The 23,464-nt window shown below is 33.2% G+C and carries 23 protein-coding genes and 1 tRNA gene; 12 read left to right on the top strand and 12 right to left on the bottom strand.

Annotation, left to right across the window (positions count from 1 at the left end; all coding sequences use genetic code 11):
• Window positions 1–91: 91 nt before the first annotated feature.
• The 4 genes from AC3Y25_RS01480 to AC3Y25_RS01495 all read left to right on the top strand — a co-directional run bounded on the left by AC3Y25_RS01480 (window position 92) and on the right by AC3Y25_RS01495 (window position 1,994).
• Window positions 92–493 carry a GNAT family N-acetyltransferase gene (locus AC3Y25_RS01480; RefSeq protein WP_250834351.1) on the top strand — a complete coding sequence of 134 codons (402 nt, stop codon included), beginning with the start codon at window positions 92–94 and terminating at the stop codon, window positions 491–493.
• Window positions 490–840 (top strand): DUF4260 domain-containing protein, encoded by a 351-nt coding sequence (locus AC3Y25_RS01485; protein ID WP_489901504.1) that lies wholly within the window; start codon window positions 490–492, stop codon window positions 838–840. The genes AC3Y25_RS01480 and AC3Y25_RS01485 overlap by 4 nt, the downstream gene beginning before the upstream one ends.
• 6 nt (window positions 841–846) lie before the next feature.
• The gene (locus AC3Y25_RS01490; RefSeq protein ID WP_489901505.1) at window positions 847–1,218 is read left to right on the top strand and encodes an MmcQ/YjbR family DNA-binding protein; all 372 of its coding nucleotides are present in this window, start codon (window positions 847–849) and stop codon (window positions 1,216–1,218) included.
• Between the two features lie 71 nt (window positions 1,219–1,289).
• Window positions 1,290–1,994, top strand: a complete 705-nt coding sequence (locus tag AC3Y25_RS01495) for a PH domain-containing protein (RefSeq protein WP_489901506.1) — start codon at window positions 1,290–1,292, stop codon at window positions 1,992–1,994.
• A 146-nt stretch (window positions 1,995–2,140) separates the two neighbouring features.
• Here AC3Y25_RS01495 and AC3Y25_RS01500 read toward each other — a convergent pair whose 3' ends face one another.
• Complete coding sequence (locus tag AC3Y25_RS01500) at window positions 2,141–3,241, bottom strand: DUF4407 domain-containing protein (protein WP_095928186.1); 1,101 nt, start codon at window positions 3,239–3,241, stop codon at window positions 2,141–2,143.
• A 236-nt stretch (window positions 3,242–3,477) separates the two neighbouring features.
• On the opposite strand from AC3Y25_RS01500, the gene AC3Y25_RS01505 reads away from it, so the two are divergent.
• Window positions 3,478–6,288 (top strand): TonB-dependent receptor, encoded by a 2,811-nt coding sequence (locus AC3Y25_RS01505; RefSeq protein WP_489901507.1) that lies wholly within the window; start codon window positions 3,478–3,480, stop codon window positions 6,286–6,288.
• Between the two features lie 74 nt (window positions 6,289–6,362).
• The gene (locus AC3Y25_RS01510; protein WP_489901508.1) at window positions 6,363–7,421 is read left to right on the top strand and encodes a phytase; all 1,059 of its coding nucleotides are present in this window, start codon (window positions 6,363–6,365) and stop codon (window positions 7,419–7,421) included.
• Window positions 7,422–7,664: 243 nt separating this feature from the next.
• On the opposite strand, the gene pckA is transcribed toward AC3Y25_RS01510, so the two are convergent.
• Window positions 7,665–9,269 carry a phosphoenolpyruvate carboxykinase (ATP) gene (gene pckA / locus AC3Y25_RS01515; protein ID WP_489901509.1) on the bottom strand — a complete coding sequence of 535 codons (1,605 nt, stop codon included), beginning with the start codon at window positions 9,267–9,269 and terminating at the stop codon, window positions 7,665–7,667.
• Window positions 9,270–9,570: 301 nt separating this feature from the next.
• Entirely contained in the window at window positions 9,571–9,957 is a 387-nt protein-coding gene (locus AC3Y25_RS01520) for a DUF423 domain-containing protein (RefSeq protein ID WP_250834359.1), read from the bottom strand.
• Window positions 9,958–10,144: 187 nt separating this feature from the next.
• Here AC3Y25_RS01520 and AC3Y25_RS01525 point away from each other — a divergent pair, with 187 nt between their 5' ends.
• Window positions 10,145–11,509 (top strand): saccharopine dehydrogenase family protein, encoded by a 1,365-nt coding sequence (locus tag AC3Y25_RS01525; protein WP_489901510.1) that lies wholly within the window; start codon window positions 10,145–10,147, stop codon window positions 11,507–11,509.
• An 88-nt stretch (window positions 11,510–11,597) separates the two neighbouring features.
• Here AC3Y25_RS01525 and AC3Y25_RS01530 read toward each other — a convergent pair whose 3' ends face one another.
• From AC3Y25_RS01530 to AC3Y25_RS01560, 7 genes are all read right to left on the bottom strand, one after another.
• Window positions 11,598–12,017 carry an energy transducer TonB gene (locus AC3Y25_RS01530; RefSeq protein WP_489901511.1) on the bottom strand — a complete coding sequence of 140 codons (420 nt, stop codon included), beginning with the start codon at window positions 12,015–12,017 and terminating at the stop codon, window positions 11,598–11,600.
• 137 nt (window positions 12,018–12,154) lie between these two features.
• On the bottom strand, window positions 12,155–12,601 hold the full coding sequence (locus tag AC3Y25_RS01535) for an energy transducer TonB (RefSeq protein ID WP_427871791.1): 447 nt from the start codon (window positions 12,599–12,601) through the stop codon (window positions 12,155–12,157).
• A 55-nt stretch (window positions 12,602–12,656) separates the two neighbouring features.
• The gene (locus tag AC3Y25_RS01540) at window positions 12,657–13,871 is read right to left on the bottom strand and encodes a M56 family metallopeptidase (RefSeq protein WP_427871789.1); all 1,215 of its coding nucleotides are present in this window, start codon (window positions 13,869–13,871) and stop codon (window positions 12,657–12,659) included.
• Window positions 13,868–14,242: a BlaI/MecI/CopY family transcriptional regulator gene (locus AC3Y25_RS01545; protein ID WP_427871787.1), complete on the bottom strand. Its 375-nt coding sequence runs from the start codon at window positions 14,240–14,242 to the stop codon at window positions 13,868–13,870. The genes AC3Y25_RS01540 and AC3Y25_RS01545 overlap by 4 nt, the downstream gene beginning before the upstream one ends.
• Complete coding sequence (locus AC3Y25_RS01550; protein ID WP_489901512.1) at window positions 14,239–15,201, bottom strand: DUF6624 domain-containing protein; 963 nt, start codon at window positions 15,199–15,201, stop codon at window positions 14,239–14,241. Before AC3Y25_RS01550 ends, AC3Y25_RS01545 begins: the two co-directional genes overlap by 4 nt.
• A 19-nt stretch (window positions 15,202–15,220) precedes the next feature.
• Window positions 15,221–15,643, bottom strand: a complete 423-nt coding sequence (locus AC3Y25_RS01555; RefSeq protein ID WP_489901513.1) for a hypothetical protein — start codon at window positions 15,641–15,643, stop codon at window positions 15,221–15,223.
• 524 nt (window positions 15,644–16,167) lie between these two features.
• On the bottom strand, window positions 16,168–17,556 hold the full coding sequence (locus AC3Y25_RS01560; RefSeq protein WP_095929770.1) for a dipeptidase: 1,389 nt from the start codon (window positions 17,554–17,556) through the stop codon (window positions 16,168–16,170).
• Between the two features lie 110 nt (window positions 17,557–17,666).
• Here AC3Y25_RS01560 and AC3Y25_RS01565 point away from each other — a divergent pair.
• Window positions 17,667–17,748: transfer RNA gene (locus AC3Y25_RS01565), tRNA-Leu, on the top strand.
• Between the two features lie 126 nt (window positions 17,749–17,874).
• Window positions 17,875–19,920 carry an ATP-binding protein gene (locus AC3Y25_RS01570; RefSeq protein ID WP_489901514.1) on the top strand — a complete coding sequence of 682 codons (2,046 nt, stop codon included), beginning with the start codon at window positions 17,875–17,877 and terminating at the stop codon, window positions 19,918–19,920.
• Between the two features lie 225 nt (window positions 19,921–20,145).
• Here AC3Y25_RS01570 and AC3Y25_RS01575 read toward each other — a convergent pair whose 3' ends face one another.
• On the bottom strand, window positions 20,146–20,385 hold the full coding sequence (locus tag AC3Y25_RS01575) for a hypothetical protein (protein ID WP_250834368.1): 240 nt from the start codon (window positions 20,383–20,385) through the stop codon (window positions 20,146–20,148).
• An 86-nt stretch (window positions 20,386–20,471) separates the two neighbouring features.
• Between AC3Y25_RS01575 and AC3Y25_RS01580 the strand changes: the two genes are divergently transcribed.
• From AC3Y25_RS01580 to AC3Y25_RS01590, 3 genes are all read left to right on the top strand, one after another.
• Window positions 20,472–20,702, top strand: a complete 231-nt coding sequence (locus AC3Y25_RS01580; RefSeq protein ID WP_489901515.1) for a helix-turn-helix domain-containing protein — start codon at window positions 20,472–20,474, stop codon at window positions 20,700–20,702.
• Window positions 20,703–20,773: 71 nt separating this feature from the next.
• A complete protein-coding gene (locus tag AC3Y25_RS01585; RefSeq protein WP_489901516.1) occupies window positions 20,774–21,208 on the top strand; it encodes a YcxB family protein in 435 nt (144 codons plus the stop codon).
• A 387-nt stretch (window positions 21,209–21,595) separates the two neighbouring features.
• On the top strand, window positions 21,596–22,387 hold the full coding sequence (locus AC3Y25_RS01590; protein ID WP_489901517.1) for a hypothetical protein: 792 nt from the start codon (window positions 21,596–21,598) through the stop codon (window positions 22,385–22,387).
• 116 nt (window positions 22,388–22,503) lie between these two features.
• Here the strand turns inward: AC3Y25_RS01590 and AC3Y25_RS01595 are convergent, their stop codons facing one another.
• Window positions 22,504–23,163, bottom strand: a complete 660-nt coding sequence (locus AC3Y25_RS01595; protein ID WP_489901518.1) for an HAD family hydrolase — start codon at window positions 23,161–23,163, stop codon at window positions 22,504–22,506.
• Window positions 23,164–23,464: the final 301 nt, after the last annotated feature.

Raw genomic sequence — 23,464 nt, forward strand, 5'->3', positions numbered from 1 at the left:
CACACAGATTTAATCATTTTTAATCCTTTAATCTGTGGCAAAAAATAATTCGTGAAAATTAGTGTAATTAGTGGCAAAAAAATTAGACAATATGATTAGTGTTTCAACTGACAAAACCAAACTCGATGTCCCCTTTATACAGAACTTTTTAAAAGACATTTATTGGGCTGCAGGACGAACGATTGACGAAGTGCAAAGAACGATTGATGCTTCGGTTTGTTTTGGAATTTATTTAGAGGACAAACAAATTGGCTTTGCACGTGTGATCACCGATTATGTCGTTTTTGCTTATTTAATGGATGTTTTTATTGATGAAGAACATCGTGGAAAAGGCTACTCATCAATTCTAATTGAAGCGATGATGAAAGAACCTCAACTGCAAGAAGTTAAAATCTGGCGATTGGCAACAACTGACGCTCATTTTTTATACGAGAAATTCGGATTTACAAAACTAAATCATCCTGAAAAGATGATGGAAAAAATAGTCAAATGAAAACAGTTTTAAAACTTGAGGAAGTCGCTTTATTCCTTCTTGGAATCTTTTTGTTCAACCGCTTAAATTATGAATGGTGGTGGTTTCTGGTTTTAATTCTGGCTCCCGATTTATCAATGATGGGTTATGCTTTTGGAAACAAAACTGGAGCATTTCTTTACAACATCTTTCATCACAAAGGAATTGCGCTTTTAATTTATGCCATCGGATTTTATTTAAGTATTGAAATGGTGCAATTAGCGGGAATTATTTTATTTTCACATTCGGCAATGGATCGTATTTTTGGTTACGGTCTTAAATATGAAAAAGGCTTTAAATACACGCATTTAGGTGAAATTGGTAAATAAACAGTTATGAATTTAGAAACGTTTTACGAATATTGTCTTTCAAAAAAAGGAGCCAGCGAACATTTTCCTTTTGATGAAGATACTTTGGTCTTTAAGGTGGGCGGAAAAATGTTTGCTTTGTCTTCTCTTTCTCAATGGGAAAAAAATGAGCAATCAGCAAATTTAAAATGCGACCCAGACCGCGCACAGGAACTTCGAGCAGAGTATGACGAAATACAGCCTGGATTTCATATGAGCAAAGTACACTGGAATACCGTGGCTTTGAACGGAAATTTACCTGATAAATTCGTGAAGGAACTCATAGACCATTCATACGAATTGGTTTTCAAAAGTTTGACGAAGAAAATTCAAAATGAAATTATCGAATTAGAAAATTAGGCATTACATTTGCATCGTAAGAAAAAAAATTTAGCAGCTTAGCCGCTTTGAAACTTAGCAACTAATAAACAATGAAAGAACAATTTAAAAAATTTCTAAACGAAGAACAAGATCCAAAAGCGATTGAAAAAATAACTTCGAAACTTACTGATTTATTAATGAAAGGTGAAGAAGTTGGTTACATCGCCGTGCAAAAAAAGCCTGCAATTACTGTTTTTCCTGATAGTATAATCTTAACCAATAAACGTATTATTATTTGCACGCCTAAAAACTTAGGCCTTTCAATGAATTTTACAGATTATACTTGGGATGATATTACAAGCTCATTTGTAAAAGAAAATATTTTAGGTTCTGAGTTTTCATTTAGCACTAATACAGACCTGATTATTTCTATAGATTATATTCCGAAAATTCAGGCTAGAAAAATGTATACCTATGCTAAAGAGCAATTAGATTTATTAAAAAATCCTGTTCAGACAGCAGCTCCAGTTCAAGAAATTGTGGAAGAAGCAGAAGTTGAAGACGAAATCGAAGAGGTAGAAACAGAAGAAGTAACAAGCTTTGCAGAAATTTTACCTGCAGCTCCAGCTGTGACAGAAACTTTTGAACCGCTTCCGACGCAACCAAATCAACCTGCTGGAGAACGTAGATTAAGTGATTTATCTAAAGAAGAACTTTTTGATAAATTACAGAATTACAAAAAACTTCTTGATAATGGTTTGATCATGCAAGGAGAATATGACGCTTACAAAAAAGAGATTTTAAGTTATATGTAATTTAAAAGTACAAAGTTCTGAGTACAAAGTTCTGAGTACAAAGTACAAAGATTATTGACTTTGTCTAAAATAAAAAGCCCGAAATAGAGATTCTATTTCGGGCTTTGCATTTATAACTTTGCACTTAGAAACTTTGCACTTTGTACTTATAAAGTCGCTTTTTGCTTTTCTACAAATTTATGAGATTGCAGTTCTAGCAATTCTTTTGCGTTTTTTCGTTGCAGATCGAATAAACCTTTATCTTCTGCAATATCAGCATAAACTTTATCATGCATTTCTGCACTTGTTTTAACTAATAATTCACGTTGGTATTTATTTTGTGTCAAAGTTGCTTTCATGGCGGTTTCGGCTTCTTCTTGCTTGAAATCGAATTCCCCTTTTGGCGCTAATAATTTAGCAATAATCGGAGAGGTTTCAATTGCCAGAAACAACAGCATAATGAAAAATGACGGAAGCCAAGGCAGTTTATTTAAGGCATTGATGCGCGCCATTAATCCGTCGAAACCTTCAATGATAGGCTGTGTTTGCGAAACCTTTTTGTCTAAATCAGCCTGAAGCTGTACGCCAGCTTTTTCTTTTTCGGCAATTTTAGCTTCGTTTGCTTTTTTAAGTATTTCAAATTCTTTTAAGGCCGCATCGTGTTTTTCGCGTTTCTCTTTATAAACAGGACCTTTTCCTAATTTTTTAGTTCCGGTTGTTCCTTCGGCTTCAGTAATATAAACTGAATATAAATCGTTTACTTCTTTCTCTTTCTTTACAATATCCGCTTTAAGCGCAGCAATTTCAGCTTTATTTTTATCTAAATCCGTTTTGAAATACGTTCCAATTTGTTTTTTGTTGGCCAATTCCATTTCGTTTTTCTCTTTCAATAAAACGGTATTGATTTCTTTTTCGAAAATCTTAATCTCCAAAGGCTTCGAAATTACAATTGCAATAATAATAGCCAAAGCAATACGCGGAGTTGCCTGAAGGAATTCGTCTAGAAAACGATCTCTTTTTTTAATCGTAGAAACGATAAATCGGTCTAAATTGAAGATTAGCAAACTCCAAACAAAACCGAAAATTAAGGCTGGGTAAATAGAATCGAAAACAGTAAAAAGCGCATAAGCACTGGCTAGAAAAGCCATAACTGCCGTAAAGAACACGGTGGCGCCAATACCAACATATTTGGTTTGTTCGCCTTCTGAGCAGTCTTTCAAGAGATCACGGTCGGCTCCTGAACATAGGATAAAAAATTGTTTTAACATGATTGATGATTTTTGATTGTGATTGATATGGCAAATTTAACGCCAAATTTTCAAATACAGTCAAAATATCAATTTCTTTTTAGTTGTGAATCAAACGTTTGAAAGCGCAATGTTAGTTAAACATTAATAATTATAAGCAATAACTGACTAATCATAACACTATGTTAATTTTTTTTCAAGGCTTTAGTAATACATGGGTCTTAGTTTCGCAACCGAAATTAAACTAAACACACACAATGAAAAAATTCTATCTATTAACAGCATTCTTTTTATTCGCCTTTACAGGTTTTGCTCAGAAGGCTATTATATCTGGAAAGATATTAGACGCCGATGACAAACTGCCTCTTCCTGGAGCAATGATTCAAATTGTAGGCGAAAAAAAATACACCGTTTCTGACTACAACGGTCGTTTCGAATTATTAAATATTAATGAAGGAACTTACCAAGTTGAAGTAAAATATATTGGATATACTTCTTTAACTCAAGAAATAAAAGTGGAGCAAGGAAAAAACAACGTAATTGATTTTTCTCTTAAAGCTTCTGAAAATGAACTGAAAGAGGTTATTGTTGGAGATATCTTAAAAGGTCAGGCAAAAGCGCTGAATCAACAGAAAAATAACAAAAACATCGGAAACGTAATTTCTTCAGATCAAATGGGACGTTTCCCAGATGCTAACGTTGGAGATGCTTTAAAACGTGTTCCAGGTATCACAATGCAGAATGATCAAGGTGAAGCGCGTAACATTATTATTAGAGGTTTAGCTCCATCTTTGAACTCTGTAACTTTAAATGGAGATCGTATTCCATCTGCTGAAGGAGATAACAGAAACGTACAAATGGACTTAATTCCATCTGATATGATTTCTACAATCGAAGTAAACAAAACACTAACATCAGACATGGATGCTGATGCAATTGGGGGTTCTGTAAACTTAATTACAAGAGCAACTCCAAACGGAGAAAGAATTTCTGCAACTCTTGCAGGAGGTTATTTACCAATTCGTGAACATGCTTCTTATACTGCTGGTTTTGTTTATGGTAACCGTTTTGCAAATGATAAATTAGGAGTAGTTTTTAGCGGATCTTATAACAATGTGGATTACGGTTCTGATAACGTCGAAAACGAATGGGTAAAAGATGAGTTTGGAAATGACTATTTACAAGCTTCTGAAATTAGAAAGTATGATGTACAGCGTATCCGTCGTAGTGCTTCTGTTGCTTTAGATTATAAATTCAATGACAATAATACCATTTTTGCCAATGCAATCTACAACTGGAGAGATGATAGAGAAAACCGTTTTAGAACCACTTACGATGATATTGAGCCACTTTATAATGGTGAAGAAATTGTTGGTTTTGAAGGTCGTGTAAAACGTCAGACCAAAGGTGGTTTAGACAACAACCGAAACAAAAACAGAAGATTAGAAGATCAAAGAGTTCAAAACTATTCTATTCGTGGAGAACACTTAATCAATTCTACATTAGATTTAGATTGGTCTGCAAACTATGCAAAAGCTAGAGAATACCGTCCGGGTGAGCGTTATATCGAATACCGTCAAAAAGGTCTAGAAATGTTCGAAGATTTATCAGATATTAGATTTCCTTTAATCACTACTGTTGGTGAGTCTGTTGACGAATTTAAATTTGACTCTGTTACTGAAAACACAGACGAAACAAGCGAAAGCGAATTTGGTGCTAAAGTAAACATTCGTTTCCCATTCTCTGTAATTGCAGGAGAAAAAGGAAGATTGAGAACGGGTCTTAGACTTCGTTTAAAAGAAAAAGAAAGAAACAATATGTTCTATTCTTATACTCCGCTTAACGACGATATGGAATTATTATCGCAAGTTCCAACATCTTATTATGATGGAAACGGATTTAATCCAGGAAGCAAATATGTACCGGGAACTTTCGCTTCTGCTAACTATTTAGGAGGTTTAGATTTGAACAATGCTTCTTTATTTGAAAAAGAAACAGATCCAGCAGAATATTTAGCTGTAAACTACAATGCTAAAGAAAGAATTACTGCTGCTTATGTAAGATGGGATCAAGATTTTAATGATAAACTTTCTATGGTTTTAGGTTTCCGTGTTGAAAATACTCATATAGATTATACAGGAAACCGTGTATTAGACGAGGAAGAATTAGAAAGCAAAATCAACAACACCAACTCTTACACTAATTTATTGCCAAGTATTTCATTCCAATACAACGCAACCAAAGATTTAGTTTTGAGAGCTGCTGCTACAACAGCATTGGCTAGACCAAATTATTATGCATTGGCTCCTTATGTAAACAATATCGCTGCCGATAAAGAAATTACAGCTGGAAATCCAGATCTTAAAGCTACCTATTCATACAATTATGATTTCATGGCTGAAAACTATTTCAAATCTGTTGGTTTAATTTCTGGAGGTGTTTTCTACAAAAGATTAAATGATTTCATTTACAACTACAGCGACAATCAATATACAGATGCGAAATTTGCTGCAGATTTTCCTAATCAAGCAAACCCAGTTCCAGCAGGAGAAAACTGGTCTTTCTTACAATCAAGAAACGGAGAAAATGTTGATGTTTACGGATTTGAGGTTGCATTCCAACGCCAATTGGATTTCTTGCCAGGTAAATTCCTAAAAGGTTTCGGTATCTATTTAAATTATACCTACACAAAATCTAAAGCAAGCGGAATTGCTGATGAAGATGGAAATGAAAGAAACGACATCAGTCTTCCTGGAACAACGCCTCACATGTTTAACGGATCTTTATCTTGGGAAAACAAACGTTTTTCTGCTAGAATCTCAACCAACTTTACTTCTGATTATTTAGATGAATTAGGTTCTGAGTCTTACAAGGATAGTTACTATGACAAGCAATTTTTCTTAGATGCCAATGCTTCTTATAAAATCACAAAACAATTACGTGTTTTTGCTGAAGCAAATAACTTAACAAACCAACCGTTACGTTACTACCAAGGAGTTGCTGCTCATACAAAACAAGCAGAATATTACCAGCCACGTTACAATTTCGGATTGAAGTTAGACTTGTAATCTGCACTTTTATAAAATTCTTAAATTAGACAGAGTTTAGCGCTCTGTCTAATTGCATTAAAATATATAACATAATGAAAAATAAATCTTTAGTTGCTCTTTTACTTTTAGCTGTTTCATTTACAGCTTGTAAAGACGATAAATTAGCTCCAGTTCAGCCAAACGCTGTAAAACCAACAGCAGTTACAGAAGCTTTACCTCACGATACAGACGATCCTTCTATTTGGATAAACCCAACAGATCCTTCAAAAAGTATTATTGTGGGAACAGATAAAGACACAGACGGAGGTTTGTATGCTTTTGATTTGAGTGGAAAAATCCTTAAAAAATCAATTCCGCTAAAACGTCCTAACAACGTTGATATCGCTTACGGATTAATTATTGACGGAAAAAAAGTAGATGTTGCAGTAACAACTGAACGTGAAGAAAATAAAATCAGAATTTTTAGCTTACCTGATTTAGAACCTATTGATAACGGCGGAATTCCTGTTTTTGAAGGAGAAGCACAACGCGACCCAATGGGAGTTGCTTTATATACACGCCCAAGCGATGGAAAGATTTTTGCTATTGTGGGAAGAAAAACGGGGCCTTCTGGAAGTTATTTATGGCAATATGAACTTTCTGGAAACGGAAAATTTGCTGCAGCAAAAGTGGTTCGCAAATTCGGAACATACAGCGGTAAAAAAGAAATTGAAGCTATTGCTGTGGATAACGAATTAGGTTTTGTGTACTATTGCGATGAACAAGCTGGAATTAGAAAATACAAAGCAGATCCGGCTTTAAACGATAATAAAGAATTGGCTTTCTTTGGTCAAAAAGATTTCAAAGCAGATCACGAAGGAATTGCGATTTACAAAAAAACAGATTCTACAGGATATATTTTAGTATCCAATCAACAGGCCAATTCTTTTATGGTTTATCCAAGAGAAGGTGCAAAAGGAGATCCGAACAATCATCCTTTATTGGCAGAAGTTCCGACTTCTACGATCGAATGTGATGGTGCAGATGTGACAAGCGTAAACTTAGGGCCAAAATATAAAAACGGACTTTTTGTAGCGATGAGCAACGGAATGACTTTCCACTATTATAGTTGGGATTTGATTCAAAAACGAATTGACGAAACGAAGAAATAAAGATTCAGTGTTGATTTGAAATTGCAGTTTTTCGGTACTTTCCTTTAAACTGTACTGAAAACTGCGTTTCAATGTCTTAAAAAGCACTTATTGTCAGGCTGAGCGAAGTCGAAGCCAAGTTTCTAATTGAAATGCCCTTCTACTCCGCTCAGGGAGACAAGGAAGAATTATCAGACAAACACAAAAAACAAAAAAGCTGTTCATTTCTGAACAGCTTTTTTATTTTGAATTAAATAATTCCCTTTATTCTGTAATTGGTGCTCCTGCTAAGATTTCAGCATTTGCAAACTCTTCAAATTTGGCAAAATTAGCTTTGAATTTCTGAGCTAATTCTAACGCTTTTTTATCGTATAAATCTTTGTCTTCCCAAGTATTTCTAGGATTTAGAATTTCTTCTGGAACATTCGGGCAAGATTGTGGTTTTGCAATTCCAAACACTTTGTGATCTACGTACTCTACATTGTCTAATTCTCCTTTTAATGCAGCAGTAATCATAGCACGAGTATATTTCAGTTTCATACGGCTTCCTACTCCGTAAGGTCCACCTGTCCAACCTGTGTTGATCAACCAAACTTTTACTCCCGCATCTTTCATTTTCTTGCTCAACATCTCAGCATAACGCGTTGGGTGTAAAGGCATAAATGGCGCTCCAAAACAAGCAGAGAAATTAGGCTGAGGCTCTGTTACACCCGCTTCTGTACCCGCAACTTTTGCTGTATATCCAGAAATAAAGTGGTAAGCCGCCTGACCTGGATTTAATCTTGAGATTGGAGGCAGAATTCCGAAAGAATCGGCCGTTAAGAAAAATATATTTTTAGGATTATGTCCAATCAAACCTGGCTGTACATTATCAATATGTGTAATTGGGTAACTTACACGAGTATTTTGAGTAATAGAAACATCGTCAAAATCAACTACGTTTGTTCCTTCTTTGAAAACCACATTTTCTAAAAGCGCTCCTTTTTTGATTGCTCTAAAAATGTCTGGTTCGTTTTCTTCTGTTAAATTAATCACTTTTGCATAACATCCCCCTTCAAAATTGAAAACAGTGTTTTCGTTTGTCCATCCGTGTTCGTCATCTCCAATTAATTTACGTTCTGGATCTGCAGATAAAGTTGTTTTTCCTGTACCAGACAATCCGAAAAAGATTGCTGTATCTCCTGCTTCACCAACATTGGCGCTGCAGTGCATTGGAAGTGTATTTTTGAAAACCGGAAGAATAAAGTTCAATGCAGAGAAAATTCCTTTTTTCATTTCTCCCGTATAACCTGTTCCTCCAATTAAAGCAATTTTTTTAGTAAAATCTAAAATAGCAAAATTAGACTGACGTGTTCCATCTACAGCAGGATCTGCCATAAAACTTGGAGCACAAACTACAGTCCATTCTGGAGTAAAATTTGCCAGTTCTGAATCTTCTGGACGTAAGAACATATTGTAGCAAAACAAGTTTGACCAAGCAGTTTCTGTTACAACACGAACATTTAATCTATAATTTGGATCTGAACATACATAAGAATCACGAACAAAAACCTCTTTGTCTGATAAAAATGCTGTTACCTTATTATAAAGCTTTTCAAAAGCTTGGGGCTCAAAAGGGATATTTACATTTCCCCACCAAACTTGATCTTTTGTAATATCATCTTTTACGATAAAACGATCTTGTGGAGAACGACCTGTAAATTCGCCTGTATTAATTGCTAACGCTCCTGTAGAATTCTCAACACCTTGTCCTGACTGCAAAGTAATCGCATGTAATTCATCTGCAGATAGTTGATAACGAACTTTTGCATTTTCAATTCCTAACTCTTTTAACGAAATCGATTGCGCGAAAACTGTATTAGTGTCCATAAGTTTTTAAGTTGTGTGTGATTTTTTGTTTAAAGCAAAATTACAGATTTATTTTTATTTCTTTTAAAATACTTAAATTTCACTTTAATTTATATGAAAAAAGAGAAATTTCACTTTAAAAATTATAAAAAGAAAAAAATAACCGCCTCTAATTTGTTTATTTACAACCTTATGCGCGAATTTGTTATATTATTTTTGTTTGACAACAGAAAATACAAAAAAGTCACATAAATAAAGTTATATGTTATTTATGTGACAAAATTAAAGATTAATTCTTAGACAGAATTTTTTTTTCGGGATTTTATGATTTTCTCTTCAATATCGTAAAGAATAATAGCGCCCAACCAATAATTAATAGAAAACCACCCACAGGAGTTGCGAATACGATAATTTTAGATTCAAACAAAGTGTAGTCTTTTGTAGCCAATACATAAATTGAACCGCTGAAAAGAACAACACCTGCTACCACAAAATTATAGATCGTTTTTAAGGTCTTTTCGGCTATATCTTTTTGAGTAGATAAAAAGAGAAGAAATAAGGCGTGATACATTTGGTAACGAACACCAACTTCAAAAGTATTTAATTGATCAACTGAAAGATATTTTTTCAATAAGTGAGCGCCAAAAGCACCCAAAATAATAGCTAACATACCGATAAAAGCTCCAGTTAAAACGATTCTTCTTTTCATAATATATCTCTTTTGAAATTTGAAACAAAAATACTTTAAACGAATCGAAAAACCGCTTTAGTTTCTGGATTATTTAGAACAAAATCAGGTTATTTTTTATCCGATTTCAAAAAATATATTGAATTTTATTTAATTTGAATTGTTATATTTATAACATTTAAATATATTTGTGTTAAATATTTGAGACATGAGAAACGTTTTAATAATTGGAGCAGGAAGATCTGCATCGTCTTTGATTCGATATTTACTATCAAAATCTAATGAAGAAAAGCTGCATTTAACCGTAGCCGATCTTTCATTGAATCTTGCAAAAGCAAAGACTCAGAATCATCCGAATGCCACACCGCTTGCCTTAGATATTTTTAATTCCGACGAAAGAAAAAAAGCTATTGCAAATGCGTCAATAGTAATTTCTATGCTTCCTGCACATTTGCATATCGAAATTGCAAAAGATTGTTTAGAATTCAAAAAACATCTTGTTACAGCTTCTTATATAAGTGACGGCATGCAAGCTTTAAACGAAGAAGCCATCAAAAACAATCTGATTTTTATGAACGAAATTGGTCTAGATCCAGGAATCGATCATATGAGTGCCATGAAAGTTATTGACGAAATCAGATCGAAAGGCGGTAAAATGCTTTTGTTTGAATCTTTCTGTGGCGGACTTGTAGCTCCTGAATCTGACAATAATTTATGGAATTACAAATTTACTTGGGCCCCCAGAAACGTGGTCTTAGCAGGACAAGGCGGTGCTGCAAAATTCATTCAGGAAGGAACTTATAAATATATTCCGTACAGCGCTTTATTTAGAAGAACTGAATTTCTAGAAGTAGAAGGTTACGGTAAATTTGAAGCCTATTCTAATCGCGATTCTCTTAAATACCGCTCGGTTTATGGTTTAGATGATATTCTTACCTTATATAGAGGAACTATTCGAAGAGTGGGATATTCTCGCGCATGGAATATGTTTGTACAGCTCGGGATGACTGATGATAGCTATATTTTAGAGGGGTCAGAAAATATGAGTTATCGTCAGTTCATCAATTCTTTCCTTCCGTATCATCCAACAGATTCTGTAGAAATTAAAACTCGATTGATTCTAAAAATCGATCAAGACGATATTATGTGGGATAAACTTTTGGAATTGGATTTATTTAACCCAGACAAAAAAGTAAATCTGCCAAATGCTACTCCGGCTCAAATCTTAGAAAAAATTCTGACTGACAGCTGGGCTCTTGAACCAGAGGACAAAGATATGATTGTGATGTATCATAAATTTGGTTATGAACTAAATGGAGAAAAGAAACAAATCGATTCTAAAATGGTTTGTATTGGCGAAGACCAAACTTATACTGCAATGGCAAAAACAGTCGGACTTCCGGTTGCAATTGCTACTTTATTAATCTTAAACGGAAAAATTACAACTCCAGGCGTTCAGCTTCCTATAAAAAAAGAAGTTTATGAGCCGATTTTGAAAGAGTTAGAAGAATATGGGGTCATTTTTAATGAACAAAATGTGCCTTATTTTGGATACAATCCAGACCTGTTTTAGTCTGGATCTGCATGTTTATTTTTAGAATTTTTTTTTAATTAGTTTTTAATTTTATCCGCTTCTCCCATCAGAAGCGGATTTTTTTATTTTACATAGCTGGTGTAAGCGTAATGGGCAATGTATACAATACTCTTACCGGCAAACCTTTGTTTGAACCCGGAATCCAATTAGGCGAAAGTTTTATAACCCTTACAGCTTCTTCACCCGTTCCATATCCTATATCTTCCACTGCTTTAATATCAGATAACGTACCGTCTTTCTCAATAATAAACTGCAGTTTTACCTTTCCTCCATACTTCAATGCTTTTTCTGGAACTTTAAAGTTTTTACCCACAAACCTATAAAACTTGTTTATTCCACCTGGAAAATCAGGCTTTTTCTCAATGCTATCAACCTTCATTTCCAAGGGTCTATCCTCATCTTTCGAATTATTTTCCTGAGCCATACTTTTCGTACTCATGAAAATCAATATTAGTAATACAAAACTCTGAGTAAATATTCTCTTCATATTTTTAATTGTTTAACCGCTAAATATTATATACTATACTTACAAATATAGATTTTTACTTTAATTAAAGTTGTTCCAATTTTAGCGCCAGAACAAAAAAAAATCCGTTCAAAAAGAACGGATTTTTTTGTTTTTATTTAATGCCCTAAAGGTCTCGCCAATTGAACAACCATCGGTAAAATAAATTTAGAACTTACAGGTTCGCCATCCTTAGTTGCTGGAATCCATTTTGGGCAGATTTTCATAACACGAATAGCTTCGGCACCCAAACCATATCCTAAATCTTTTACAATTTTTATATTAGATAAAGACCCATCTTTTTCAATTGTGAAATGTATATAATACTTTCCATCTACTTTTTTTTCGTAAGCAATCTCAGGCATCTTATAATTTTGAGCATAAAAGATGTAAAAATCGGTTAAACCATTAGGAAATTCTGCCTGAGTTTCTACACTTACAGTATTATCAGATTTAGCAGAAAGATCTATTAGTTCTACTTCTTGTGCCCAACTTTTTGAATTACATGAAAGCAGTAAAAAAAAGGAAAAAGCAACTTTAAATATTAAATTAGAAAATGGTTTCATTTGTAGCATATTTTTTACAAATCTACACTAATTCTTATTTCTTTTAAATTTTTTGCTAATTATTATTTTGAATAGTAATTGGTAAAGTATAAAGGACTCTAACAGGTTTTCCGTGTTCGCTTCCTGGAATCCATTTTGGAGAAAGTTTTAAAACTCGAGTCGCCTCTTCTGCTACTCCATAACCTAAATCTTTTACGACTTTAAATTCAGACAAACTTCCATCTTTTTCGACCATAAACTCAATAAAAATTTTGCCATCCTTTTTTTGTTTCGAAAATTCTTCTGGCATTTTAAAATTTTGTCCCACAAACATATAGAACTTTTCTATTCCACCAGGAAATTGTGGTTGTTTAACATCTGCCTTTTCATTAACGCCAATACTGTTTTTTCCATTAAAACTGGTTTGCGCAGTAGCTTCCGAATTAAAAGCAATTAACAATAAAATAGAAACGACACTTACAGAACTCACTTTTAAAACCATTGCAATTGGCGATTTTTCTTTAGTCATCATGAGCAAACGTTTTTTTGTTATTTGATAATTGATAGTACTTGCCAAAACGACGGTATGTTTATTTGAAGCAAATTGCAACAATAAGTTCTGATAACTTCTAACTTCTCCAAATTTTTTATTTACAGCTTCATCAGCTAAAAATTCATGATTGAGCTTTATGGCTTTTTCAAACAAAACAAATATCGGATTAAACCAAAATACGATTTGCAAAACCTCAACAAAAAGAATATCCAAAGTATGTTTTTGCTCTAAATGTGCTTTTTCATGAGCTATTAATTCTGATGGAATTTTTCCATTTGTAAAATCTTCTTTACTAATAAAAATAGCATTCCAGAAAGAATGTGGTAAAACCGATTCTTTCATTAAAACAAGTTTCTGATTGTCTATAAATTGTACCGAATTCTTTTTCATTTTCAAGAAAAAGGAAGAAACATTTACAGCAAATCGAATCAATAAAATTGTTGCAATGAGAACATAAATTGCACTTAAAAAGAAATATACGATTTCATTGTATGAAACTTTGTTTAAGATTGATTGATTAGACACAATCATTATTTCATCCAGCTGAATTGTTTTAATTTTTGACGAAAAAAATGATGCAATCGAAAACAATTGCAGCGGGATAACTAGACTAAAAACCAAACTTCCGAGAAGATAAGCACGATTGAATCGAAACATTCTTTCGTTTTCTAACAACAATTTATATACCGCATAAAAAACAACAAGCAGTACACCGGATTTTAAAAGATACGTTATCATTTCTTCTTTTTTTGAATTTCTGAGTCGATTATTTTTTTAAGATCTTCTAGTTCTGAAGCCGATAAATTGGTCTCAGTTGTAAAGAATGAAGCAAACTGTGAAGCCGAATTATTAAAGAAATTACTAATTAATCCTTTTACGTGTTTTGCAAAATAGTCTGTTTTCTTGACCAGCGGATAATATTCTCTCGAATTTCCGAATTCGGTATACGCCACAAATTTCTTATCGATCATTCGTTTTAAAAGCGTCGCCACGGTTGTTGTTGCTGGTTTTGGTTCAGGATACGCTTCGAGCAAATCTTTCATAAAAGCCTTTTCAAGCTTCCATAAATGCTCCATTAATTGTTCTTCTGCATTTGATAATTGTATCATGGTTTTGTGTTTTCAAGTTTTTCTGTTTCGGCCAATTCCTTTTTATATTCCTCCAAATTCCATTCAACATTCAATTTTGTCGCATATTCGGCCATAGTTCCAAGTCCGACTTCTGCACGCCTTTTATCGACATTATCTGGATCTATCATTGGCGCTATCCGAATTTTATTAGTCTTTTTATTCATTGAACTCTGACTGCCATAAATTTGTTTTTTTCCTTCTCTCAAAGCCACTCTATCTTCCAAATAGGCCAGATTCCCTGGATTGGCATTTCCGTTTTTAACCGCCTCTCTCATCATAGGCAGATATTTTTGTTGGTATTTTAAATCGGCATGCTGAATCACCAGAAACAAAGTCTGATTTCCCTGAGAACCTACCACATTTTTTCCTAGCCATCCTCTTTCGTCCAGTATTTTCATCACCTTAATGAGGTTAATACTGTCTTTTCTTTCCATGATTTTACCAATGCTGTCAATTTTCTTTTTATCAGGTTTTGAAGCTCTATAAACATTCATAAATTCTCCTCGAATTTCCTGATCTTCGGTATAAATTTCTGCAAGCTCTTTTTCTAGCACTTTATCATAATTTGCTCCAATAATATCTAACTTCTTTTGCAGTTTATCAATTGTTTTATTCCACTGTTTTTCTGAGTGCAAAGGCTTTAAATCGTTATCAATTTTAAGATGTGCAATATTCTCGTATCCGTTATCGATAGAAAGATTTAGCCATTTAAATGCTTTTTTGTTCTTTTTTGCCATAGAAGCAGAACAGCCTGCGTTGTATAAGTCTCGATCGTCTTTTTGCTCTATTTTAAAAGCCTTTTCATAATACGAAACAGACAATTCATAGTTTTTTGCTGTGTAGCAAGAATCTGCTTTTCGAACCCATTCTTTATACGTTTGGGCTTGCATAAAAACACAGTTCATCACTAATAAAGAGAGTGTAATTATTTTTTTCATGGTTTAGAGGTTAGTTGGTTTATTTAATATTTTGTTCCGAAATCAATTCTCCTTTTTCGTAATTTTTGATTCCTTTTAATTTTCCTTTGTCCGAATAAAACTTCCATTCTCCAAAATAAAACCAATGCGTTTCTACCGAATTCGTTTCTAATTTTGTTTTCCCTTTCGATTCCAGTTTTCCGTTTTCGTAATAACTTTTTACAATACAGATTCCGTTTTTGTATTTCTCCGTTTTGTAGATTTTTCCATTAATGTACGATTTCCACTTTTTTACCGGAAGATCATTTTTATAATATTCATACGATTTATAATCTGTTCCGTCTTGTGAATATGTGTCAATCCAAACACCTTCTTTTTTCTTGTCAATCTTCTGATTGATCGGCTGGCTTTTACACCCCAAAAGCATTGAACCTAAAAGAAATAATAAAAAGATGTTTTTCATATTTACCATTACTCTACAATTATAGATTCGTTTCTACAAATGTAGAGTTAAATTTTAAATATGCAAGAAAAAGAGGTCTTTTTTTTTAGTTGCAAAGTGACAGAGGCACAAAGTGACAGAGGTTTTTCCTTTGAATATTAAAATATTAGAAACAAAAAAATCCGCTCATTTCTGAACGGATTTATATCTTAAAAATGCTGCTGAAAATTTAACCGCAAAGAACGCAAGGATTTTATTTTGAATCGCATTTATAAACGCAAAGTTCGCAAAGCTTTGCAGACATAGCTTTGCGAACTTCTATAAATCTTATTAAAAAATCTTAGCGAACTTTGCGTAAATCTTAGCGTTCTTTGCGGTTAAAAAAATTTAACCGCAAAGAACGCTAAGATTTTATTTAAGATTACGCTTATAAACGCAAAGTTCGCAAAGCTTTATCTATATAGCTTTGCGAACTTTTATAATCTTGTTTTAAAAAAAACTTAGCGAACTTTGCGTAATTCTTCGCGCTCTTTGCGGTTAAAAAACTATTTGCTCAATTCCACAAAATACTTGTAAAACAACGGAATTGTCTCAATACCTTTCAAGTAATTAAAGATTCCGAAATGCTCATTTGGCGAGTGAATTGCATCACTATCCAAACCAAATCCCATTAAGATGGTTTTACTTTTTAATTCTTTTTCAAACAAAGCCACAATCGGAATACTTCCGCCAGAACGAACCGGAATTGCAGGAACTCCAAACGTTTCTGTATACGCTTTGTTCGCTGCCTGATAACCAATGCTGTCAATTGGCGTAACATAACCTTGACCACCGTGGTGAGGCGTAACTTTTACTGTAACTCCAGCTGGAGCAATGCTTGTAAAATGTTTCGTGAAAAGTTCTGTAATTTCTTCCCATTCCTGATTTGGAACCAAACGCATCGAGATTTTAGCAAAAGCCTTACTCGCAATAACCGTTTTAGCACCTTCGCCAGTGTAGCCGCCCCAGATTCCGTTTACGTCTAATGTCGGACGAATTGAGTTGCGCTCGTTGGTTACATACCCTTTTTCACCATAAACATCGGCAATGTTTAAAGCATTTTTATATTTTTCTAAGCTGAATGGCGCTTTTGCCATTTCTGCTCTTTCTTCTGCAGATAATTCTTCTACTTTATCGTAGAAACCTGGAATTGTAATATGATTGTTTTCGTCGTGAAGCGAAGCAATCATTTTTGCCAGGATATTAATTGGGTTTGCCACAGCTCCACCGTATAAACCTGAATGCAAATCGCGGTTTGGACCTGTAACTTCTACTTCAACATAACTCAAACCTCTTAAACCTGTCGTAATCGACGGCTGTTGGTTGGAGATCATTCCTGTATCTGAAATCAAGATAACGTCGTTTTTCAGTTTTTCCTGATTGCGCTCTACGAACCAAGCCAAACTTGCCGAGCCTACTTCTTCTTCACCTTCGATCATGAATTTTACGTTACAAGGCAACGTATTGCTTTGCACCATTAATTCAAGCGCTTTTACGTGCATATACATCTGACCTTTGTCGTCACAAGCTCCACGCGCGAAGATGGCTCCTTCTGGGTGAATATCTGTAGTTTTAATAACGGGTTCAAAAGGTGGTGAAGTCCATAATTCTAATGGATCTGGCGGTTGTACGTCGTAGTGGCCGTAAACTAAAACCGTTGGAAGATTTGGATCTATAATTTTCTCTCCGTAGATAATTGGGTAACCTGGAGTGTCGCAAGTTTCGACATAATCGCACCCTGCTTTTGATAAACTTTCTTTTACAGCCTCTGCTGTGTCAATAACATCTTGAGAATATGCAGTGTCGGCAGAAACCGACGGAATCTTTAATAATTCGATCAATTCATTGATAAACCGATCTTTATGTTGTTGAACGTAGGACTTAATATTTTCCATTTAAATTATTTTTATAGAAACCCAAAAGTACGAAAAAGAGAATTAAAAAAAATTTTCAAAAAATGCTTTGATAATTCAAAAGTATGCCTATCTTTGCACCCACAATTACCGCGGATATGGCGAAATTGGTAGACGTGCCAGACTTAGGATCTGGTGCCGCAAGGCGTGTAGGTTCGAGTCCTATTATCCGCACAAAAAAAAGCTTCTGAATAGATTTTCAGAAGCTTTTTTGTTTTTCTTTATTTTATTATCATTTTTTTTACAAAGCATAAGATTGGTTATTAATTTCTATATTTATATCCAATTCTAGCCAAAAAAATGAAAAAACACACCACCAAACTTACATCAAAGAGTATAGAAGGAAGTGGGCTTCCAACTGATTACAAAAGAGCTATAGCTGAATATATCTGGAATGGTTTTGATGCAAATGCTTCTATCATAAAAATTGATTTCACGGCTAATGAAATTGGCTATATTCATAATTTTTCCATATCAGACAATGGGACAGGAATAAATATTGCCAATATTTCAGAAACATTCGGGAACTTTATGGTCTCCTTAAAAACAAATTCATTTTCAGAAACTGGATTTGTCAAAGGAAAAAAAGGGAAAGGAAGATATTCCTTTTCACTTTTTTGCAATAAAGCAAAATGGGACACTACCTTTAAATCTGATGACGGACGTTTTTTAAATTATAATATTCAAATAAACAAAGACGAAATTCAGAACTTTGAAACTATTGATACAGTTATTACAAAAAATAAACAAAATGGTACAGAAGTAATATTTGAAGATTTTTTTGCATTAACTAGCGATTTGCTCGACAATGAAGACTTCGAGAATTATTTAGCAAATGAGTTTGGATGGTTTCTCTACTTAAATAAAGAGCGAGATTATAAAATCCTTATAAACAACCATCCTCTAAATTACGAAACAGTAATTGCTGATTCAGATGATCACGAAATTCAGTTCGGTAAATTCATTTTTAAAATAAGTTTTTTACGATGGAATGAAAAAATCGGAGATAAATACTATTATTATTTTTTGAATAGCAATAAGAAAGAAGCTTATAGAAAGCATACTTCTTTTAACAATAAAACTGCAGATTTTCATCATTCTGTTTATATAGAATCTGATTATTTCGATTTATTTAAAGCCACTAAAAATGATCATCCTGTTCTAGATGATTCTTTTAATCAAAGCAACCCAACATTTAAAGTCTTAATAGACCATCTTAACGAGTTTGTTAGCTCTAAAGAAAAAGAATTTGTAAGAAATTTAAAAGCTGATGCTTTAATTGAGAAATATAATAGAAACAGTATTTTCCCCTTTTTTAGCGACAATAAATATGATAAGCTTAGAAAAGAGGATTTAGAAAATGTTGTAAAAGAATTATATAGTGTTCAACCTAAAATTTTTCAAAATCTTAGTATCCCACAAAGCAAAACGATTGTAGGTTTTTTAAATCTATTATTAGATACTGATCAAAGAGAACATGTTTTAAATATTGTAGATAATGTTGTAAAACTTTCAGATGCGGATAGACTGGAACTTTCAAATGTTCTGAAAACAACTAAACTTTCACATATTACTTCACTTGTGAAATTTTTAGAAAATAGATTTAAGATAGTTGATATACTTAAATTACTAGTCTTTGATTTGAAAAAGTTTACTGATGAAAGAAATCATGTTCAAAAGGTAATTGAAGATAACTACTGGCTTTTTGGAGAGCAATACCATTTAGTTTCTGCTGATAAAAACTTCGAAATTCTTCTGAATAATTATTACTCTCATTTAGAAAAAAACAAAAAAAAGCCAGAGAAAATAGATAATAAAAATAAATTACAAAGACCAGATATTTTTATTTCTAGAAAATCAGAGATTATTGATGGCAGTGATCCAGACTTGACAATTGAAGAGAATATTATTGTTGAATTAAAGAGACCTAGCGTTATTATTGGCTCTGAACAGTTTCAACAAGTAGAAAGATATCTGAGATTTATAATTGAAGATGAAAGATTTAATAGCGTTACAAGAACGTGGAAATTCATTTTAGTTGGGATAAAACTAGATGAATACATCAAAGATTTACATGTTAATCAAAAAGAAAAAGGAAAAAAATACTTAGTACAGTCAATAAAAAATTATGAAATATACGCCATGACATGGGATGATTTATTTCGAATTTTCACAATTAAACACAAACACCTAATAGACAAACTAGAATTTAAATCTATAGTTATTGAAGAATTAGAACAAAAAGGAATAAATTTAAACAAAGAAGCAACAGATTTTCTAACTAAAATTGCTCTTTCAAAAAATGAAAAAATAACTGCGGATGAGCCAGATGATTTACCGTTTTAATGAATATTCTTTGTTAAATCAATTGACTTATCATATAATTATATCATCTAAAATTAAAATTTTAGAACCCCTTCCTATCACCTTGACGAAAGGAGCTTTTCAGCATCACCAACAGGTTGTCAAACTATGAAAAAAATTGCGGAAATCACTCTGGAATTTTTTGTCGGTTTTGCTTTTGGTTTCTCCTTTCGTCGAAATGAAGATATCTTAAAACGTTATTTTCTCTTATTCAACCTCCAAATAAGGATGTAAAATTTCAGCTAATTCATTCAGCCAATAAAAACCTTTTTCTAAGTTTTCTCTTTGAGCATAAACATATCCTCTTTCATCATCTCTCATCACAACTAATGCAATTGCATAATTTAATTGCCGTATTGCTTTTGCCAAATCTTTGGCATCAATAACATTATTAAAAAAATCTAAGAGTTTCTTTTCTGTTTCTTCCGAAAGATCATTTGTAGCCATTGTCTTATTTTTTATTTGGAGCAAATATAATAATTTGTAGGCATGTATGCTATCGAAAGCGAAATAAATCTTTCCACTTTTGAAATATGAACATTTCAGAAGAAAATTATATTATAAATCTTGGCATTCACATCAGACAATTACGTGAAAAGAAAGACTTATCACAGCAAGATTTAGCTGATGATTCTGGTGTTACTAAGTCTCAGATAGCAAGAATAGAAACTGCTAAAATCAATACTACAGTAAAAACTCTTATAAAAATCGCAAATGCTTTAGATATTGAACCTAAAGAATTGTTTGATTTTCCTTTGAAATAAAACCTTAAAATTTTCCTTAATCTCCAATGATTAAAACCAAAAAAGTTCAACTTACAAAAAAAGAATATTTCATGTTCCTCGTTAGACTTGAATTAAAAAGACGAGGATGGTTATTTCTTTTTATGTGGATGTTTTCTGCTTTCGTTCTTTTTACTGGAAAGAAAGATTCTTTTAGCATTTTTATTATAGTCGTTGGTTTTATGTATCCTGTTCTTACGATTTATAAATATTGGATTTTTACAAATTCAAAAGATAATAAGATTATTTTCTACGAAAGACAACATGAAATATTCTCAGATAGAATTATTTCTGGAATGGGGGAAATCTCTAATAGTACAGTTCCTATGCAAAATTTTGTAAAAGTTTTCGAACTAAATGACCTCTATCTTTTATACTACACCAAAGGACAAGCAATCTTCCTTCCAAAACGAATTTTTGAAACTCAAGAAGATGAAAATTGGTTTAGAAATGAAGTTTTTTTGAAGATAAAGAACAGACGAGTTTAAATTTTAGTCAAAGACTATCCGTCTAGTTTGTCATTTCGACGAAGGAGAAATCACACTCGCATATCGACAAAGATTAGCTTTTCGTTGCGGAGCTACTTGTGGAGATTTGCTTCGCCTATTCGCTATCGCTCGAGTCTCGTTCCTCGAAATGACAATACTTTATGGTTACAATGCGTAAAAAATCCTTTTAATCTTAATAATCTGTGGCTAAAAAAAAACTTTGCGCTTCTGCGACTTTGCGAGATTAAAAACCACCAAAAACTATAAATTCAGAAATTTCTTTAATTATTTTAAGCTTTAGTATTTAAATATTCTTATTTTTAAAACACCAAAAACCTAATTCTCAAAATTTCGCTTGTTTTTAATCTCAAAAAACAATTAGAACACATGAGAAAATACAGATTATTAGTTATTCTATTAGCAATTATTGCTGTTTTTTATTTTGCTAGAACGATCCGAAGCTTTACCGTTCAGCACGAAACCAAAACTCTTAAATCAGAGCATTTTATTGTTTCCTATAACGGAATTTATAAAAGCGAGGCCGAAAAAGTCAGCAAACATCTCGAGGAAAATTATTCTAGAATAAGAGAAAATCTAAAAGACGTAGAACACGACCCGATAAAGGTTTTTGTTTACGGTTCGCAATTCAAGTTTAATGAAGCTACGGGTTTAACAGAAAACACAAAAGGCACAAGTCGTGGTCCAAACGAATTTCATTTTGTATGGACGAATTGGTTTAATTCCATCTTTCCAGACGATCCGCTCAAAACGGCTTTGCACGAGTTTACGCATTGCGTTCAGCTGAACATATTAATACACAAAGCAAAAGATACCATTATCACCCAAGACCGACTGACTTTTGAAAGAGAATTTGATAAAAAATTCAAAGCCGAATATCCGCGTTGGCTTTGGGAATCGATTAGTATGTTTGAAGCAGAAGAAGTAAATACGTTAAGCGTAAAATACGCCAAAAGCAAAAACCTGACTTTAGAAGATTTAAATCACAGCAATCAGATTTATAATATTGGCTACACGATAATCGAATACATGACGCAAAAATGGGGAAAAGACATTCTGCCCAAACTGATTGCATCTTTCGGCAACATTGAAAAAACATTGAATGTAACGCAAGAGGAATTTGAAAAAGGCTGGATGGCTTTTTTGGAGGAGAAGTATTAAAAAAACTTTGCGACTTCGCGACTTTGCGAGAGATTCATAAGTTTAATACTTTAAAATTAATCTCGCAAAGACGCAGAGTCGCAAAGTTTAGAATTTGGAATTTAAAAAATTGGAATTTATTTACCCAATATTTCAATAACCTTATCCACATTCACTTCACTATAATCATTAATATAAAAATCACATGGCGGAAGCTGTTCTTTGGTATGCGTGCTCAAAACGCCAACCACTTTCATTCCGGCATTTAGTCCTGCCGTAATACCCGAAAAAGAATCTTCGAAAACCACACAATCAGAAGGAGAAACTCCAACGCGTTCTGCCGATTTTAGATACACTTCTGGATTTGGTTTATGAAATGTAACGTCTTCGCTGGACATCATCGAATCCATTTTTTCGTCGAGTTTCAGGAAATTGGCGATCAAATCCAAATTTGCACGCGGCGCTGATGTGGCAACTGCAGTTTTGAAACCACGAGATTTTAATTCGTTTAAAAAATCCATATAATGCGGAATCGTTTCGACTTTGTCTTTATAAATCTCACGGAACATTCCTTCTTTCTCATCTTCAAGCTTAATCAATTCCTCTCCCTCAATTGGACGTTTGAAGAAATGCGTCATGATATAACTATTGTGTTTTCCGTACATATGTTCTTCAAATTCTTCTTGAGTATACGGAACATTATATTTATCGAAAAACTTTTCAAAAGCGATTACATGATGCGGATTGGTGTGTGAAATCACGCCATCCATATCAAAAATTACACATTGCTGGCTCATAATTTTATTTTGTTGTTTTAACGGTTGCAAGATAAGTTTTTCCGCAGAGTTGCGCGGAGGTTTTTTGCAGAGATTCGCTAAGAGTTTTTTTTTAATCTCGCAAAGTCGCGAAGCCGCAAAGTTTTTTTGTTTCACGCAGATTTTAAAAAGATTTAAGCAGATAAGCGCAGATTATTTATTTTTAAAAATCTCAAAAATTAAATCTGCTAAAATCTGCCGAATCTGCGTGAAACAAAAATCCTTTTAATCTTTATAATCTGTGGCTTTAAAAATAAAACTTTACGCCTTTTGGAATTTGGAA

The sequence above is a fragment of the Flavobacterium sp. LK-23 genome, assembly GCF_058135255.1.

Coding starts and splice junctions, on each gene's coding strand:
- AC3Y25_RS01595 (WP_489901518.1), bottom strand. CDS start 23,163: ATGAGCCAGCAATGTGTAATTTTTGATATGGATGGCGTGATTTCACAC.
- AC3Y25_RS01480 (WP_250834351.1), top strand. CDS start 92: ATGATTAGTGTTTCAACTGACAAAACCAAACTCGATGTCCCCTTTATA.
- AC3Y25_RS01485 (WP_489901504.1), top strand. CDS start 490: ATGAAAACAGTTTTAAAACTTGAGGAAGTCGCTTTATTCCTTCTTGGA.
- AC3Y25_RS01530 (WP_489901511.1), bottom strand. CDS start 12,017: ATGAAGAGAATATTTACTCAGAGTTTTGTATTACTAATATTGATTTTC.
- AC3Y25_RS01520 (WP_250834359.1), bottom strand. CDS start 9,957: ATGAAAAGAAGAATCGTTTTAACTGGAGCTTTTATCGGTATGTTAGCT.
- AC3Y25_RS01560 (WP_095929770.1), bottom strand. CDS start 17,556: ATGGAAAATATTAAGTCCTACGTTCAACAACATAAAGATCGGTTTATC.
- AC3Y25_RS01590 (WP_489901517.1), top strand. CDS start 21,596: ATGAGAAAATACAGATTATTAGTTATTCTATTAGCAATTATTGCTGTT.
- AC3Y25_RS01555 (WP_489901513.1), bottom strand. CDS start 15,643: ATGAAAAACATCTTTTTATTATTTCTTTTAGGTTCAATGCTTTTGGGG.
- AC3Y25_RS01540 (WP_427871789.1), bottom strand. CDS start 13,871: ATGATAACGTATCTTTTAAAATCCGGTGTACTGCTTGTTGTTTTTTAT.
- pckA (WP_489901509.1), bottom strand. CDS start 9,269: ATGGACACTAATACAGTTTTCGCGCAATCGATTTCGTTAAAAGAGTTA.
- AC3Y25_RS01570 (WP_489901514.1), top strand. CDS start 17,875: ATGAAAAAACACACCACCAAACTTACATCAAAGAGTATAGAAGGAAGT.
- AC3Y25_RS01510 (WP_489901508.1), top strand. CDS start 6,363: ATGAAAAATAAATCTTTAGTTGCTCTTTTACTTTTAGCTGTTTCATTT.
- AC3Y25_RS01500 (WP_095928186.1), bottom strand. CDS start 3,241: ATGTTAAAACAATTTTTTATCCTATGTTCAGGAGCCGACCGTGATCTC.
- AC3Y25_RS01580 (WP_489901515.1), top strand. CDS start 20,472: ATGAACATTTCAGAAGAAAATTATATTATAAATCTTGGCATTCACATC.
- AC3Y25_RS01505 (WP_489901507.1), top strand. CDS start 3,478: ATGAAAAAATTCTATCTATTAACAGCATTCTTTTTATTCGCCTTTACA.
- AC3Y25_RS01490 (WP_489901505.1), top strand. CDS start 847: ATGAATTTAGAAACGTTTTACGAATATTGTCTTTCAAAAAAAGGAGCC.
- AC3Y25_RS01585 (WP_489901516.1), top strand. CDS start 20,774: ATGTTCCTCGTTAGACTTGAATTAAAAAGACGAGGATGGTTATTTCTT.
- AC3Y25_RS01550 (WP_489901512.1), bottom strand. CDS start 15,201: ATGAAAAAAATAATTACACTCTCTTTATTAGTGATGAACTGTGTTTTT.
- AC3Y25_RS01495 (WP_489901506.1), top strand. CDS start 1,290: ATGAAAGAACAATTTAAAAAATTTCTAAACGAAGAACAAGATCCAAAA.
- AC3Y25_RS01525 (WP_489901510.1), top strand. CDS start 10,145: ATGAGAAACGTTTTAATAATTGGAGCAGGAAGATCTGCATCGTCTTTG.
- AC3Y25_RS01545 (WP_427871787.1), bottom strand. CDS start 14,242: ATGATACAATTATCAAATGCAGAAGAACAATTAATGGAGCATTTATGG.
- AC3Y25_RS01575 (WP_250834368.1), bottom strand. CDS start 20,385: ATGGCTACAAATGATCTTTCGGAAGAAACAGAAAAGAAACTCTTAGAT.
- AC3Y25_RS01535 (WP_427871791.1), bottom strand. CDS start 12,601: ATGAAACCATTTTCTAATTTAATATTTAAAGTTGCTTTTTCCTTTTTT.